The organism is Mariniradius sediminis, assembly GCF_021491425.1.
Lineage (GTDB): Bacteria > Bacteroidota > Bacteroidia > Cytophagales > Cyclobacteriaceae > Mariniradius > Mariniradius saccharolyticus.
Window position 1 is genome coordinate 579,602 of the sequence record NZ_JAKEVZ010000001.1, and the last position, 15,759, is coordinate 595,360.

The window sequence follows — 15,759 nt, forward strand, 5'->3', positions numbered from 1 at the left end:
GTTTTGCATTGAAAATACCCATTAAAACATGTAAAACCAATTTGTAAAAAAAGCCTTTTGCCAGAATCTCGGCAAAGGAAAACGCCATCTGGATACAGATGGCGTTCTTTCATTTGAGTTTTGGCCAATTAGGTTGTCTACACAAATCCGCTTGGATCTGACTATACCACATCTTCGCCCCGCAGTTTTATCACTGCACCTTCCAGAATCTCGCCGATGCGGATTTGGCAGGAAAGGCGCGAAGTTGGGAAATACTCGGGCAGGTTTTCTAGCTGGTCTAGTTCGGTATCAGTTGCATCTCCGAGGCCATCCTTTCCTTCAAGGATTTCCACGTGACAGGTAGCGCAGAGTGCCATGCCACCGCAGGTAGCGAGGATTGGATATTCGGATGCTTTCAGCACTTCCATCAGGCTCAGCCCCATGTCATCAGGAGCTTCGATTTGTTGCCGGTTGCCTGTTTGGTCTTCTACGGTAAATGATATCATGGGATTGATTAGAATGCGTTTACGCCGTTGACGGTGGTGTATTTGAAGCTGAGTTTTTGGTCGGGATAGACATATTTGAATGCAGAGTGCATCATGATGGCCGCCTCGTGGAAGCCACAGAGAATCAGCTTCAGCTTTCCTGGATAGGTGTTGATATCGCCGATGGCGTAGATGCGTTCCACGCCGGTGGAATAGTCACGGGTATCTACTTCGATGGCATTCTTATCAATGCTGAGTCCCCAGTCTGCAATCGGACCGAGCTTTGGACTCAAGCCAAACAGGGGGATTAGATAATCCGCATCCAATACGATTTCCTCCTTGGATTTGCCTTCGAGAGTGACAGTTTTCAATGTCCCGTTGCCACCTAGCTCTTTGAGATTGGCGGAAAGGATCAAATCAATTTTCCCTTTGTTGGCTAGGTCAAACACTTTGGACGCCGAATCCGGAGCGCCACGGAAAGTCTCATTTCTGTGAACCAAGGTTACCCTTTCAGCCACATCGGCCAGATAGATCGTCCAGTCCAAAGCGGAATCACCTCCACCAGCCAGCACAACCTTTTTGTTGCGGAAAGTCTCTGGGTTCTTTACCATGTAAGCGACACCTTTTCCTTCAAATGCCTCCAGATTTTCCACAGCGGGCTTTCTCGGCTCAAATACGCCCAAGCCGCCGGCGATCACCACTACTTGGCAATGCACTTGTGTTTTCTCATTTGTGGTGACGATGTACGATCCGTCAGCCTGCTTAGCAAGATGCTCCACACGCTCGCCCAAGGTAAATGTCGGCTTGAATGGCTTGATTTGCAACATCAGGTTGTCCACCAAATCCTGCGCATTGATCTCCGGATAGCCCGGGATATCGTAGATCGGTTTTTGGGGATAAATCTCCGACAATTGCCCACCGACCTGCGGAAGGTAATCGATCAAATGGCAGCGCATCTTCAGCAATCCTGCTTCAAAAACCGCAAATAGACCAACTGGTCCCGCCCCGATGATACAAAGGTCTGTCGTAATCATGATGAAAATGGTTTATCAATAGATTTAACAGCTTTTTCAGCTGTTTGTTCGTACAAATATAATTAGTATGACAAGTAATTTCTCAATTTTGATAAGATCTATTCAAGGTTGTCATAAATCTTGTTGAGGATCCGCTTAAATTCCTCAAAATCCCCTTCGTTGAGGTTTTCCCAAGCTTTTTGTCTGATCTCAGAGACTTTTGGTTTGAGTTCTTCTACTTTTTCGGCGCCCGTCTGCGTAAGTACCAGTTGAAAACTTCTCCGGTCATTGGGGTGGGGGACACGCTCCACATAGCCTTTTTTGGTCAGGATATCGATGATGCGCGTCAGTGTCGGTTGGTCTTTGAATAGGATTTGGGCCATTTCGGATTGGCTCATCAGCTCATTCTCAGATAGGTTTTTCAAAATCAGCCATTGGTCGACCGTGATATCGAAATCCTCCAGCTTGAACTTTCGCTGAGCATACTGCTTGACACGCCGGGCAGTCCGATCGAGTAGAAATGAGTACTTGCTGAATTGTTCCTGTGTCATACCAATAATTAGCATGACAAATGTAAGTATGATTTTGGTATTACGAATAAAAACCTATAAAAAAGATAGGGAATATAGGTAAATATCAATTCACGTTTTCCCTTCTGTAGATGAGATTGCCGTCCTTGTCCCATTCTGCGCGGATGTAGGGTCTGAAGTTTTTCGTGAACGGCTCACTTTGGTATTGGATTTCCCGCTTGCGGACTGCACTGTTTTTCACATTCCAGTATTCGGTCCAAAGCCCGACTTTTTCGCCGAAATGGTACTCCCCGGTGACGGCAACCTGCCCGTCTTCATGGAAATGAAAGAAATTGCCTTCCATTAATTCATACTCCACGGGGATAAGCTTTTCGATCTGGCGTTTTTCGCGGTTATAGTAGGTGACTTTGGAATCTTTGGGCCAGCCTTCGGAGTAGTGGAGTTTGTCAAGAAGTACAGATTTGTTGTCAAACTTAAGCCAGGTGCCATGTTTTGTGCCAAAAAAATAGTAGCCTTTCTCGACAACGACTTCGCCAACTTCCCGCTGATACGGCCCGTGAAGGAGAAATCCGCGTGCCGGGTCAAAGTTTTGGCTGCGGATGACCTTATCCCGATTGTCGATCCAATAAATATCCCTAATATAGGGATCTACTGTCCTGGTTTCGGTTGTATAATTGAAAACCTCATATTGGACCGATTCTCGAATGTTCTGTTTGGTGTAGCCCTTCTTTGTCTTGACTCCAAAGTAGATGTTCTTTTTCGCCTTTTTCTTTTTCTCTTTCTTTTTATCAGTTTTGTTTAAGTCCTCGAAAAGCAGCATCGGTGCCGAGGTAGGCAAGAACCTATCGGTCACGACTCCTGAGGAATCAGGGTCTGTTTGTTGTTCTTTTTTGTCCTTTTGGGCAAAAGACACACGTATGCCGATTAGATAAATCAATGCGAGAAGGAAAATCCGGGATTTCATGTTTTTACAACGAATTTTGGGCGATCGTTATTTTACCAAAAAAACACGGAACTATCAGCAATTCAAATGATTTTTTGAGAATTAATGATTGTAATCTGTATTTTTGGCCGAATTTTAAAAATCAAACCTCATGAATCCTATTTTATCCGATCGCATCAACCAGATGGAAGAATCCGCGACTCTGGCAATGGCCAAAAAAGCGCGGGATTTGAAAGCCCAAGGAATTGACATCATCAGCCTGAGTTTGGGCGAACCAGATTTCAAGACACCTAAGCATATCCAAAAGGCAGCCAAAGATGCAATCGATGAGGAAAAATATTTCGCCTATCCACCAGTGGCTGGATACCAGGACCTGAGGGAAGCGATCGCGAAGAAACTGCGTGAGGAAAACAATATCTCCCAAGCCAAAGCCGAAAACATCGTCGTTTCGACGGGGGCCAAGCATTCCATCGCGAATGTGTTCATGTGTCTTATCAATGAAGGTGACGAGGTGGTGATTTACTCGCCTTATTGGGTGAGCTATGCCGAAATCATAAAATTGGCTGGTGGTGTTCCCGTGCTTATAGAAGGAAACCTCGAAAACAACTTCAAAGCCACAGCCAAGCAATTGGAAGCGGCGCTGACGGATAGGACCAAGGCGGTGATTTATTCCTCTCCTTGTAACCCAACCGGTTCTGTATTTAGTCAGGCTGAACTGGAGGAAATCGCAGCCATCGTTAAAAGCAGGGAGAACCTTTTTGTAATCGCCGATGAAATTTATGAGCTGATCAATTTCACCGGGAAAAATTTCAGCATCGCATCTCTCCCCGGGATGTTTGAAAGAACAATTACGGTGAATGGATTTTCTAAGGGATATGCGATGACAGGATGGAGGGTAGGTTACATCTGTGCGCCCGTGTTTATTGCAAAAGCCTGTGAGAAGATGCAAGGTCAATTCACTTCAGGTGGTACGGGCATTGCCCAAAGGGCTGCTTTGGCGGCGATCACTGGCGACCAAACGCCGTCCAAAGAGATGGAAAAAGCCTATTTGCGCAGAAGGGATTTGGTTTTGGGTCTTTTAAAAGATATTCCTGGTATCAAGACGCATATTCCCGAGGGTGCATTTTATTTCTTTCCCGACGTGACAGCATTTTTCGGAAAATCAGCGGACGGGTTTAAAGTAGATAATGCGGACGATCTCTGTTTATATATTCTTGAAAAAGCCAACGTGTCACTGGTAACTGGTGAGGCATTCGGAGCACCAAACTGCGTCAGGTTGTCTTATGCGGCTTCGGACGAGGAACTTGTGGAGGCTCTCAAACGAATGAAATCCGCCTTGGCCAAACTTGCATAAACACGATAACCCATATTCTATCCCCGGGCCTGTGGTTCGGGGATTTTTTTTTGTACAAATCCCCAATAGAAGTGCTTGAAGGGATTTTCAAATAAGCCAATCCGCACTCCAACGTAGAGTAAATCCTTGGATTATTACCCCATAGTTAATTGTCATTAGACTTCACGGGTGGATAATAAATATGAAAATTCAAAGAAAAATTTAACTAACGTGTTTTTTTGACTTTGTTCGTTGATTTCAACTAAATGATAAAATTAAAAGATAATCTTGGAAACTAGTTGAATATTGTATCGAAGCGGTATAGATCAAAATGTTGAAAATCAATAAAATAATGAGTTAATTTTCAATTTTATGGAAACCCTAAGGATATCGACAAAGAATTGATTGTCAAAAAATACATTGCTAAAACGCTTTAATCGGTCTGATAGGTAGAAGTGCGGTTTTGTCGTGAAAACTCAATTATGATTATTTTATTATTAAATCAAAAAAAACCTAGATGATACTCTTGTTTTTCTAAATCATTGTTTGCTATATTTGTCTCGGGTGATTAAGCAACTTTTTCTGCTAAAGACTTTTGATGATTAAATAAATGGAGATTATTGTGAGAATGACTTTTTCTGATCTCCATTTAAATTCTAATCCGCAGTAATGCGGATTTTTTATTTCTGGATATATTGGGTCTGAAATATTGTGACATTAAGTTGAGATTTTCCTTTTATATCGTTTTCGTGCTTTTTTCGGGAATCTTTTCCTTGGCAACAGATTTTTCGCATGCGCAGGGAGACACGACATATTATGTAAGCTATCGGAAAATGCTGACGACAAGGCTTTACACTTCCAGGAAGTATACAAGTTTGGTGTTACAAGACAACTTGAGTGACACGCGTATGAGGTTTGAACCAAACACGAACCTTAACCTTGGAGTGGGTGCCTCCTACAATGATTTCACGCTGAATATTGCCGTAGGCTTTCCTTTTATGAATCCAAATATGGATCGCGTAGACGGCCGTTACTTGGATCTGCAGGGACACGTTTATCCTAGGAATTTTGTCATCGATTTCTTCGGGCAGTTTTACAACGGCTACTATTTGCAGCGGATCAATGGTCAATTGGTAGACGATCCGGATATCATGGTCTTTCCAGACATGCGTGTGAGGAAATTCGGTGCCAACGTGCAATACCTTTTCAATGGTGACAGGTTGTCGCTGAAGGCTTCATTTTTGCAGACCGGTTGGCAAAAAAAATCAGCAGGAAGTCTTTTGGGTGGTTTTGAAATGTACGGTGGACATGCCGAGAACCCGTATCCGATTCCTTTTGAGCCAGACAACCCGCTCAGTCGGGAGTTTACCCGGGTTGGTTTTTTGCAGTTCGGCCCAAACATTGGTTATGTCGCCACATTGGTGATCAAAAAGCATTTCTTCCTGACAGGATTGGTATCAAGCAGCATGAGTTTTGGTTTTTCCAATGTGGAGCAGAATTTTGACTCCTCACCGCAATGGAATGTGACCAACACCTTTTTTTTGAGAGGATTTGCTGGGTACAACGGCCCGGTATGGTCGATTAATGCTAATTATGTACACGCAAATTTGGGACTACCGAGAGTGGATGATTTCGCAAACCAATTGATGACGGGCAATTACCGAATCAATTTTATTTACAGATTTGACGTAGGACCCAAATTGAAGAAGTACTTGGATTATGTAGATTTGGAGCGGTATCTACCCGAGAAGCTCAAGAAGCAAAAAGAGGACTGACCCCTTTTTATATTAACAATCAAAATCAAACCCAAATATGTCATTACCAGCACAGATCAGCGCATCCTTAGAGACGCTCGGCATCAAGGACCAAAACCCAGGAAGTTCAACCGGCCAAAATTGGCTGCATACATCGGCAGGTTTTTTTTCATCCCTTTCACCTGTAGATGGAAATAAAATTGCAGCGGTGCAAGCTACTGACAAGGCGACCTATGAGGCGGTGGTCCAGAAGGCAGAGGAAGCCTTTTTAACCTGGAGAAGAGTCCCGGCGCCACAGCGTGGTGAATTTGTGAGGAAACTTGGCAACGAACTCCGGGTCGTCAAAGCCGACTTGGGCAGGCTCGTTTCCTACGAGATGGGCAAGTCCTACCAAGAAGGACTCGGCGAGGTCCAAGAGATGATCGATATCTGTGATTTTGCAGTGGGCCTCTCCAGGCAATTATATGGGCTGACGATGCACTCAGAGCGTCCCGGCCATCGCATGTATGAGCAGTGGCATCCCTTGGGCATCGTCGGAATCATCTCCGCATTTAATTTTCCGGTTGCTGTGTGGTCATGGAATGCCATGATCGCTTGGGTCTGCGGGGATGTATGTATATGGAAACCTTCTGAAAAAGCGCCACTTTCGGCTTTGGCCTGCCAGCATATCGTAGCAAAGGTACTCCGCGAAAGCGAACTGCCGGAGGGTATATCTTGCCTCATCAATGGAGACTACAAGGTGGGTGAAATGATGACCCAAGACTCGCGGATTCCTTTGATCTCTGCGACCGGCTCCACCCGCATGGGCAAGATTGTCGGTCAAGCCGTAGCGGCCCGCTTGGGACGGTCACTTTTGGAACTAGGCGGCAACAATGCCATCATCATCACCGAAAACGCGGATTTGGATATTGCCATTCGTGGGGCTTTGTTTGGTGCAGTGGGTACTGCTGGTCAGCGCTGTACCACGACCAGACGTCTGATCGTACAGGAATCTGTCTATGATACGGTCAAGGAAAGGCTCAAATCCGCCTATGCCAAGTTGGTGATCGGGGATCCATTGGACGAGAAAAACCACGTGGGTCCACTCATCGACCGAGACGCGGTCAAGGCCTATTTATCCGCAGTGGAAAAGGTCAAAGCCCAAGGAGGAAATGAACTCGTGCCAGCAGGTGTACTCACGGGTTCCGGATATGAGTCAGGCTGCTATGTCAAGCCCTGTATCATCGAAGCCGAAAACCACTTCGAGATGGTGCAGCACGAGACATTCGCGCCGATCTTGTACTTGATCAAATATAAGACCCTCGACGAGGCGATAGCCATGCACAACGGCGTGCCGCAGGGATTATCCTCCGCAATCATGACTTTAAACATGCGCGAGGCGGAGGCTTTCCTGTCCGCCGCGGGTTCAGACTGCGGTATCGCCAACGTCAATATCGGCACATCCGGTGCGGAGATTGGCGGGGCATTTGGAGGGGAAAAGGAAACCGGCGGAGGACGCGAATCCGGTTCGGACTCTTGGAAAGCCTATATGCGCCGCCAGACCAATACGATCAATTACAGTACAGCGCTCCCCCTTGCTCAAGGGATTAGGTTTGAGATTTGAGGACTGCCCTATGGGCGAAGCGGACGAAAAGAGCCAATATGCCCAGAAATCAGTGAAGTAGATCCAACCGAAGTCGATTTCCTCAATACCTGTGGAAGGTTAAGCAAAACAGAAAAGCCCTCGGGATAAGGTTCCGAAGGCTTTAAAGTGGGAGTTGGAGGATTCGTCCCGATCGCCATCGCGGACCCCGACCCTCTGCGGCCTTTTTCATTTCGGATTAAAACAAAAAAGCCCCGATTTGGGGCTTTGAAGTGGGAGTTGAGGGATTCGTCCCGATCGCCATCGCGGACCCCGACCCTCTGCGGCCTTTTTCATTTCGGATTAAAACAAAAAAGCCCCGATTTGGGGCTTCGAAGTGGGAGTTGATGGATTCGTCCCGATCGCCATCGCGGACCCCGACCCTCTGCGGCCTTTTTCATTTCGGATTAAAACAAAAAAGCCCCGATTTGGGGCTTTGAAGTGGGAGTTGAGGGATTCGTCCCGATAGCCATCGCGGACCCCGACCCTCTGCGGCCTTTTTGATTTCGGATTAAAACAAAAAAGCCCCGATTTGGAGCTTTGAAGTGGGAGTTGAGGGATTCGTCCCGATAGCCATCGCGGACTCCGACCCTCTGCGGCCTTTTTGATTTCGGATTAAAACAAAAAAGCCCCGATTTGGGGCTTCGAAGTGGGAGTTGAGGGATTCGTCCCGATAGCCATCGCGGACCCCGACCCTCTGCGGCCTTTTTGATTTCGAATTAAAACAAAAAAGCCCCGATTTGGGGCTTCGAAGTGGGAGTTGAGGGATTCGAACCCCCGACCCTCTGCTTGTAAGGCAGATGCTCTGAACCAGCTGAGCTAAACTCCCGAAAACCGCTCTCTTTCAGAACGGAGTGCAAATATATGTTTTTTATTTTTCTGACTGCAAAGAAAGAAATCTGAATTTTTTTCTTTTGTAAATAACCGCTTGATTTTGAACCAGTAAATTTTCTCAATCCAAATTCACCGTCACCCCGGCCTTGGCCCATCTGCCCGGCATTTGAACCCAGCCGGCTTCGACGTAGTCGGTATCAGTGATGTTGGAGACTTCCACGAAGAATCCGAATTTTTTTAACCTGTTGAAATCCAAGCGTGCGTCCATCAGGAAATAGGGATCCAATGCCATACGCTCGATGTACCGGGCCTTTAGCGTAAATTCTGCCCGTTGGAAAAACTCTGCCTGAATGCCCGCAATCAGTTGGTGGCGGAGGGAATTGAGCGCATAGCGCGATTCCAAGCCAGGCGCTTGGTTGAGGTTGGCGTTGATGTAATTATAGCTGATTTGGAACTCACGAAGCTTGGCATCACCATTTCCCCAATTGAGGAAATATTGGAAGGATGTCTCAATCCCGTGGAAATCTATAGCCGTGATATTTTCTGGAGTCCATCGATTTGGGTTTGGATCTATTTCCGAAGGTTGGCGGACGTAGTCGATGAGATTTTCGGTGCGACGGAAGAAGTATACCAATTCTGTTCTCAGTCGGGGCTTCCACACTTTCCATCCCGCCTCATAGGTTTGGGCTTCTTCGGGTAAGAGATTGGGATTGCTGCTGTTGGACGGGTCTTGGTAGTACAGTTCGGTAAACGAAGGCACCCGGAAACTCGCACCGTAGTTTGCATACAGACGGGAAGCGGGGCTGAGTTGGTAGCCGACTTCCGCACCGGGGAAATGCCGCCATTTGTATTGATCGTAATAGTTGGAATAAATCCCAACCCGGAAGTCCAATTTTTCGCCGATTTCCTTGCGGTGCTCTGCGAAGATGCCCATAAATTGCCGTTCTCGTGCGCCCAAATTGGTGCTTTCGAGGTTTTCCTGCCTTCCTTCCAAGCCAAATCCTGTCGTGCCCAATTTGGATTGATAGGTACCGTTGGTTTCCAAGGCAAGGACATCAGAAGTGTGTAGGTTCGTGAAAAACTCCGGCTCAAGTCGTCTCAATCTGAATTCGTCATCGTTTCGTCGCCAATAGCCACGGGTTTGAATTTGGAGCCTTTCGGCCCGGTATGTATGGCTGAGGGAGGCGAGGTAGGTTTCGGTAGCCTCCCATTGGTCGGGAAAGCGGTTGGTATAGAAGCCATTGGCGCCAAAGTCCCGATCCGTGTAGCCAAACATCGTCCGAATCTCGTTTTTCTCATTGATGTCTATGCCCGATTCATAGAAAAGGTTGTTGACTTTAAAATCGGAATTGTACCAATGGCCATTCGATTGGTCTCTCGATAGTGACACTGTCTGTTTGTACTTTCCAATCGGCGCTGAGGTTATAATGTGTCCGCCCAAGGCCCCAAAATCGCCTCCATAGGCCTGCATCCTAAACATCGAAGTTTCTGGCAGTTCCGTGATAATGTTGACGGCACCGGCGTAGGCATTTTGTCCAAAAATCCGCGAGCCTGGACCTTTCAATACCTCGATCCGCTGAATGGATTGGAGCGGGACGGGAATGTTCATCATATGGTGGCCCGTTTGTGGGTCGGTGAGCTTGATGCCATTGAGCAACATGAGGGTCTGTTCGAAGCTTCCGCCACGGATGCCGATATTTGCTTGGACGCCTGAGACGCCGCGCTGCCTTACGTCTACGCCCGGGGTAAAGGAAAGCACTTCCTGAAGGCTGCGGGCCGGCATGGTCTCGATGGCTTTCCGCCCGATGACGCTGATGTTGCGGGAAGTCTTGTTAAAGGGGATTTCCATCCGGTTTTCCTGAAGGATAAATTCCCCCAAATCAACCGTGGATGTATCTTGTTGACTGAACCCCGAAATATTTATCGTGGCAATCAATGAACATAAAATCCAAAATTTGTTCATCATCAGTTGTGGTAAGTTATGAAACAAATTACTTCCATTTTTTCCCAAGCAACAAACTTTCATTCTGCCAGCTGAAGGAAAAAGGGGAGGTGGCTTTAAATATTTATTGGGTCAATGCCTGAAAACCTTTCTTTTTTGATTTCGGAAACCTAGCAGCGCCAAAAATGATTTTTTCTTCAAGTCGGATTCCTTATTTTCGGCAACTTTAAAAATAATTTGAAATATGGGATTGAGAATTTGGGTACTCTTGCTTTGCATGAGTGTTTCGTTGGCTGTAAATGGCCAGCAGGTCAAAGACAACCGCGACGGCGCGTTTACTGAATTTGGATACCGACAGGGGACCGCTTACAGGACTGCGTCAGGAAAGCCCGGACCGATGTATTGGCAAAATGGCGCAGATTACAACATTGAAGTAGCATTGGACGACGTGGAGCATATGCTAAAAGGTAAAATCACGATTACCTATCACAATAATAGCCCCGAGTCACTGGATTTTGTGTGGCTATATTTGGAGCAAAACAGGTTTATGGCTGATTCACGCGGTACTCTGACTACCCCTGTACAGGGCAACCGCTACAACGGAGATGTGAACGGGGGTTACAAAATCTCCAACCTCAAGGCACAAATTGTCGGGAAAAACAGGCCAATTTCAAGCGAATACTTCATTTCCGACACGAGGATGCAGGTGAGTTTTGCCGAGCCGATTCCTGCAAATGGCGGAAAAGCTACCGTTTCGATGGACTTTGAGTACAAGATCCCAGAGAAGGGTATGGACCGCATGGGCCGACTCAATGTCAAGGATGGCACGATTTACGCCATGGCCCAATGGTATCCCAAGGTGGCTGTATTCGATGATGTGACAGGTTGGAATACAGACCCATACCTCGGGGCGGGTGAGTTTTATTTGGGCTATGGGGATTTCGAATACAAAGTCACCGTTCCATACAGCCATATTGTTGTGGCCTCTGGTGAATTGGTCAACGCAAGCCAAGTACTTTCGAAGGAAGTACAGAACCGAATGGCCCAGGCCGCCAACAGCGACGAGCGGGTGTACCTGGTCAAGCCTGATGAAATCAAAAAATACGAGATCACACGTCCAAAACAAGATGGCACTTTGACTTGGCATTTCAAGATCAAAAACGCCAGGGACGTAGCCTTTGCTTCTTCCAAAGCCTTTATTTGGGATGCAGCCCGCATCAACCTTCCTTCTGGGAAAAAGGCCATGGCACAGTCTGTTTACCCGGCTGAAAGTGATGGACAGGAAGCGTGGGGGAGATCCACCGAATACGGCAAGGCTTCCGTGGAGCACTATTCCCAAATGTGGTACGAATATCCCTACCCAGTGGCTGTCAACGTCGCAGCCGAAATCAATGGTATGGAATATCCGGGCGTCAATTTTTGTCATTGGAGGTCCAAAGGGGAGAGCCTTTGGGGTGTGACCGACCACGAATTTGGCCACAATTGGTTCCCGATGATCGTGGGTACCAACGAACGTCGCCACGCTTGGATGGATGAGGGCTTCAATACCTTTATCAACTACTACAGCTTTTTGGCTTTCAACAAAGGTGAGTATACCAACGACCTCATCCAGACCCGCAGGAATGTAGGATGGCTGACCAACAAGGACCGCGAGCCGATCGCTACCCACCCAGACCGTACCCTATCCAACAACCTTGGAATGGTAGCCTACGTCAAACCCGCCCTCGGAATGATCATGCTGCGTGAATATGTGTTGGGGGCTGAGAAGTTTGACAAGGCATTCAGATCCTACATCAAGACATGGGCCTACAAGCATCCGCAGCCGACGGATTTCTTCAACCACATGGAAAACGTCACGGGAGAAAACCTTGACTGGTTCTGGAAGGGCTGGTTCTATAGCAATGGCAACATCGATCTGGCCATCAATGGCGTGTATCCTTACGGTGCCAACTACGTCGTTTCCTTGGCCAATCTGGGAGAGATCCCCATGCCAGTACTGTTGGAAATCACCTATGAGGACGGGCAAAAGGAGCGAAGAATGCTTCCCGTCGAAATTTGGTTCAAAGGCAACCAATGGAACCACTTGCTCAAAGTAGACAAACCAGTCGTCGCGGTCGAAATCGACCCAGACAAAGTCATCACCGACATCAATGCCGGCAATGACAAATGGCCGAATAGCATTTATAAAGATTGATCACGGAAAAGCAGCTGAAAGGCTGCTTTTTTATTTCATCCCATCTATCCACGCCTTGATCAATTTCACTCCCTCCTCATGCACGGTCACGCGGCCGATTTCGGGCATGGCGGCGCCGACTTTGTTGGTAGACATGCGGTAGGTAAGGATGGACTGGTCGGAATGGCCGGGGACGATGTCGTATTTGAAGGATCCTGCCCCCGTACCGGCTGCTACAGGGGCTTTGTTGATGCCAAGTCGCAGCGGGTCCTTTTCTTCATAGGTCAAAAACAACCCCGAAGTACTGGCTGGCCCCTCCGCCCGATGGCAATGCCCGCAATTGATATCCAAGTAGGCCATCGCCCGCAGATCAAGTGAATGATTCTCGTCCCGGTAATCGACCATGGACGGCAATAAAGCAATATCCGTCGGGCCGGAAAGGTATCCCGCTTCCTGCCATTTCAGCAGTTGGTTTTTTTCTCCCTCAGCAAAGGTGATGGCGTGGTTGAGGTATTTGGCTTTTACCCCGATCGGTACCATCGTTTCCTGTTTGTTGTGACAGTTTTTGCATTGGTTTTTGTTGGGAACGATATAGTTGATCACTTGCTCGTTTCCGGCTTCATCAGTCCATTTCACGGGGATTTCGGCCCCGACGACCTTGTAGATTGCGTCTGTTTGGTCGTCTTTCCATACATAGGGGAATGCATCCCAAGTCCCGTTTCGCTTGATCAGCAGTCTGGTCTCGAGAATTCTCCTGTTTTCCGAGGGTTTGTTGAAGTCCGCCGGGTAATAGAAATTTTTGATCAGGATCGTCTTATCCGGAAAATCCATGCTGCCTTCCACATCGTCCAGAAGCTGGGCGGAATTTCCTTTGCGCATCCAGATAAATCTGGATTTGTGGGCATAATCGGTAAATAGGGAAGAGGATGGTTCGTACAAAAGCACTCCCTCTGCCGGGATCATTTTCATCATTTGCCCGAGAAAAAAACCGTATTCCGAAAGATTTTTGAAAGGTATTTGGGAAAAATCTACCTGTGCAAGATCCACGGCAGGAGCCTCCCAAATGACTTCCTCCGAAGCCAAGGTTTCCGTCTCTGCGGGTTTTTCCTGTTTGCAGGCGGCAATTGACAGAAGACAGACAATGATCAGCTTTCTCATGGTTATTTCAAATCTGTAATGGCGCTCACATCCGTCGTAATTTGGCCCTTGCACACAAACGGACTGTAGTCTTTGCTTGATTTGATGTTTTCTTCACCTTCCCAAAGGTCAAACAGGGAGAAGTGAAGGTCCGCCATTTGGGATTCTTCAATACATATCTTCATGGGATTGGACTTGATTTCGTTGCCGAGATTTTTGTCCCAAAAGCCGTCATAGATGATATCTTGGGTTCTCCCGATTCCCGTCGCATTGTGTACAGTAATCAATTGTCCAAATTCCTTCGATATGTCCGGAAATCTCCAAGTCCGCTTGTAGTCGTTGTCATGAATATAAACATTGCTTGAAAAAGGCGACCAATTCGGGGCGTCCATCGGGAAACCGGTAATATGGTAGTTGGCGATGGCAAGGCCTACCGTTTTGTTTTCATGGATTTTGTTGCCGTAGATTTCTACATCCTTGGCTGCGAGAAGGACGATTCCCGAACCTGGAGGAATCATTGTTACGGTGTTACCATTGGGTTCATCGCTGATTGGCACCGCAAAGTTTACATGGTTGTTGTGAAGTACTTCGTTGTTGTAGATCTTCGTCTCCCTACCATCTGCTTTCGGTAGACCGGGAAGGTTGAAGACCAAAATGCCGCCTGCATTGTCTCGGGCGATGTTTCCATACACCTCTGCGTTGTCACAGTTTTCGATTTCGATGCCTGCCACATTCCCGAAGGCAAGGCTATTGCGAACTACAACATTTTCCGATTGGCCGACATAGATGCCGGCATCCTTGGAGTGGGAGGCCACGCATTCGTCGATAAGGACATTTTTGCATTGGACAGGATAGATGGCGTAGGTGCCGTTATCCGATTTGCGTCCGTGTGTCCAGGTTACATTGACCTTTCTGAAGGTAATGTCCTCCGCATGTTGGGCTTTGATGCCGTCACCTGGGGCATTCTCTATGGTTAGATCCTCGATTTTGATGCGGTTTCCGACAAGTTTCACACCCTCGCCGCCTGCTTTCAGGTCTTTAAATGAAAGGACCGTTTCTTTCATTCCGGCTCCACGGATAGTGATGTCGTTTTTGTTGTCAACGATAAGTTGGGTTTTGAGTTCAAAGAATCCGGCTGGAATCTCGATCACAGTACTGTCTTCGGCAAGGATGAATTGCTCCACCACTTTTTCCACTTCTTCGGCGCTTGCTCTGCTAAGTTTCGAAGAATCAAAAAGTTGCTCGTTGGTAGAGCTGTTGCATCCTGAAAGCAGACTGAGAGAAAAAATTGCAAGAAGGTTTTTTGCTTGAAATAGTTTGAAGTTCATTTGGGTTTAAATTTTCAATGGTTGAGGTTGCTCTACCCTTAATATAATGGGATATTACAAATTTAACCCTTTACTTCAGCTAAGATTATTGATCAAAGGCAAAAAATCAGATAGTTGCACGTATGCGGCTGAGCGTCTCAAGGCTCATGTCCAAATACGAAGCGATTTGACCTACCGAAGCTTTATGAATGATATACGGCTTTGTTTCCATCAACTCCAAGTATCTTTCTTTTGCAGATTTGAATTTTGAAAAAATCAAATGCTCCTCCAACTCAATGTAGTTCTGTTCGAGAATTCGCTGGTAGAGGTACGCAACATGACGGTCTTCCGTGAGCAATGGCATCAATTGGTCATATTGGAACTCGATAACTTGACAGATCTCCAGCGCCTCGGCACTTTCGTAGGAAGGCATTCGCGAAATGAAGCTTGACATTGAGGAAATAAACTCACCCTTTGTGCTGAAGCTTATTGTGATATCCTTTTTGTCCTTGTAATAGAACGAACGCATCAATCCCCGCTCAATGAAACCGATCTTGTCGCAGATTTCTCCCTCCTGAATCCAAAGCTCCCCTTTTTGCAGGGTTTTTTCCGTAAGAATACTTTCCAGTTTGTTTTGGCTTTCTTGGGGCAATGCCAAGAATCTGCCGAAAAGCTGTTGTAGGGATTCCAAGAGGCTTATGGGTTATT

General features: G+C 46.9%; 12 protein-coding genes and 1 tRNA gene. 4 read left to right on the top strand and 9 right to left on the bottom strand.

Features of this window, described 5'->3' with window-relative positions; genetic code table 11:
* Positions 1 to 161: 161 nt before the first annotated feature.
* From L0U89_RS02615 to L0U89_RS02630, 4 genes are all read right to left on the bottom strand, one after another.
* Positions 162 to 485, bottom strand: coding sequence for a 2Fe-2S iron-sulfur cluster-binding protein (locus L0U89_RS02615; RefSeq protein WP_234860084.1), 324 nt, complete (start codon positions 483 to 485; stop codon positions 162 to 164).
* Positions 486 to 493: 8 nt separating this feature from the next.
* Entirely contained in the window at positions 494 to 1,498 is a 1,005-nt protein-coding gene (locus L0U89_RS02620) for an NAD(P)/FAD-dependent oxidoreductase (RefSeq protein ID WP_008631429.1), read from the bottom strand.
* A gap of 98 nt (positions 1,499 to 1,596) precedes the next feature.
* Positions 1,597 to 2,028 carry a MarR family winged helix-turn-helix transcriptional regulator gene (locus tag L0U89_RS02625; protein ID WP_234860085.1) on the bottom strand — a complete coding sequence of 144 codons (432 nt, stop codon included), beginning with the start codon at positions 2,026 to 2,028 and terminating at the stop codon, positions 1,597 to 1,599.
* Between the two features lie 85 nt (positions 2,029 to 2,113).
* The gene (locus L0U89_RS02630; RefSeq protein WP_234860086.1) at positions 2,114 to 2,971 is read right to left on the bottom strand and encodes a toxin-antitoxin system YwqK family antitoxin; all 858 of its coding nucleotides are present in this window, start codon (positions 2,969 to 2,971) and stop codon (positions 2,114 to 2,116) included.
* Positions 2,972 to 3,101: 130 nt separating this feature from the next.
* Here L0U89_RS02630 and L0U89_RS02635 point away from each other — a divergent pair, with 130 nt between their 5' ends.
* The 3 genes from L0U89_RS02635 (at position 3,102) to amaB (ending at position 7,640) form a co-directional block, all read left to right on the top strand.
* Complete coding sequence (locus tag L0U89_RS02635) at positions 3,102 to 4,304, top strand: pyridoxal phosphate-dependent aminotransferase (protein ID WP_234860087.1); 1,203 nt, start codon at positions 3,102 to 3,104, stop codon at positions 4,302 to 4,304.
* Positions 4,305 to 5,056: 752 nt separating this feature from the next.
* Positions 5,057 to 6,058: a DUF4421 domain-containing protein gene (locus tag L0U89_RS02640; RefSeq protein ID WP_234860088.1), complete on the top strand. Its 1,002-nt coding sequence runs from the start codon at positions 5,057 to 5,059 to the stop codon at positions 6,056 to 6,058.
* Positions 6,059 to 6,095: 37 nt separating this feature from the next.
* Entirely contained in the window at positions 6,096 to 7,640 is a 1,545-nt protein-coding gene (amaB, locus tag L0U89_RS02645) for an L-piperidine-6-carboxylate dehydrogenase (protein ID WP_234860089.1), read from the top strand.
* 772 nt (positions 7,641 to 8,412) lie between these two features.
* Here amaB and L0U89_RS02650 read toward each other — a convergent pair.
* Positions 8,413 to 8,487: transfer RNA gene (locus L0U89_RS02650), tRNA-Val, on the bottom strand.
* 123 nt (positions 8,488 to 8,610) lie between these two features.
* Positions 8,611 to 10,458: a TonB-dependent receptor plug domain-containing protein gene (locus L0U89_RS02655; RefSeq protein WP_234860090.1), complete on the bottom strand. Its 1,848-nt coding sequence runs from the start codon at positions 10,456 to 10,458 to the stop codon at positions 8,611 to 8,613.
* 220 nt (positions 10,459 to 10,678) lie between these two features.
* Between L0U89_RS02655 and L0U89_RS02660 the strand changes: the two genes are divergently transcribed.
* A complete protein-coding gene (locus tag L0U89_RS02660) occupies positions 10,679 to 12,628 on the top strand; it encodes a M1 family metallopeptidase (RefSeq protein WP_234860091.1) in 1,950 nt (649 codons plus the stop codon).
* Between the two features lie 30 nt (positions 12,629 to 12,658).
* Here the strand turns inward: L0U89_RS02660 and L0U89_RS02665 are convergent, their stop codons facing one another.
* The 3 genes from L0U89_RS02665 to L0U89_RS02675 form a co-directional block, all read right to left on the bottom strand.
* Positions 12,659 to 13,765, bottom strand: coding sequence for an SO2930 family diheme c-type cytochrome (locus L0U89_RS02665; protein ID WP_234860092.1), 1,107 nt, complete (start codon positions 13,763 to 13,765; stop codon positions 12,659 to 12,661).
* A gap of 2 nt (positions 13,766 to 13,767) precedes the next feature.
* Positions 13,768 to 15,072, bottom strand: coding sequence for a parallel beta-helix domain-containing protein (locus L0U89_RS02670; RefSeq protein ID WP_234860093.1), 1,305 nt, complete (start codon positions 15,070 to 15,072; stop codon positions 13,768 to 13,770).
* A gap of 106 nt (positions 15,073 to 15,178) precedes the next feature.
* The gene (locus L0U89_RS02675) at positions 15,179 to 15,742 is read right to left on the bottom strand and encodes a Crp/Fnr family transcriptional regulator (RefSeq protein WP_234860094.1); all 564 of its coding nucleotides are present in this window, start codon (positions 15,740 to 15,742) and stop codon (positions 15,179 to 15,181) included.
* Positions 15,743 to 15,759: the final 17 nt, after the last annotated feature.

Coding starts and splice junctions, on each gene's coding strand:
- L0U89_RS02615 (WP_234860084.1), bottom strand. CDS start 485: ATGATATCATTTACCGTAGAAGACCAAACAGGCAACCGGCAACAAATC.
- L0U89_RS02620 (WP_008631429.1), bottom strand. CDS start 1,498: ATGATTACGACAGACCTTTGTATCATCGGGGCGGGACCAGTTGGTCTA.
- L0U89_RS02625 (WP_234860085.1), bottom strand. CDS start 2,028: ATGACACAGGAACAATTCAGCAAGTACTCATTTCTACTCGATCGGACT.
- L0U89_RS02630 (WP_234860086.1), bottom strand. CDS start 2,971: ATGAAATCCCGGATTTTCCTTCTCGCATTGATTTATCTAATCGGCATA.
- L0U89_RS02635 (WP_234860087.1), top strand. CDS start 3,102: ATGAATCCTATTTTATCCGATCGCATCAACCAGATGGAAGAATCCGCG.
- amaB (WP_234860089.1), top strand. CDS start 6,096: ATGTCATTACCAGCACAGATCAGCGCATCCTTAGAGACGCTCGGCATC.
- L0U89_RS02655 (WP_234860090.1), bottom strand. CDS start 10,458: ATGATGAACAAATTTTGGATTTTATGTTCATTGATTGCCACGATAAAT.
- L0U89_RS02660 (WP_234860091.1), top strand. CDS start 10,679: ATGGGATTGAGAATTTGGGTACTCTTGCTTTGCATGAGTGTTTCGTTG.
- L0U89_RS02665 (WP_234860092.1), bottom strand. CDS start 13,765: ATGAGAAAGCTGATCATTGTCTGTCTTCTGTCAATTGCCGCCTGCAAA.
- L0U89_RS02670 (WP_234860093.1), bottom strand. CDS start 15,072: ATGAACTTCAAACTATTTCAAGCAAAAAACCTTCTTGCAATTTTTTCT.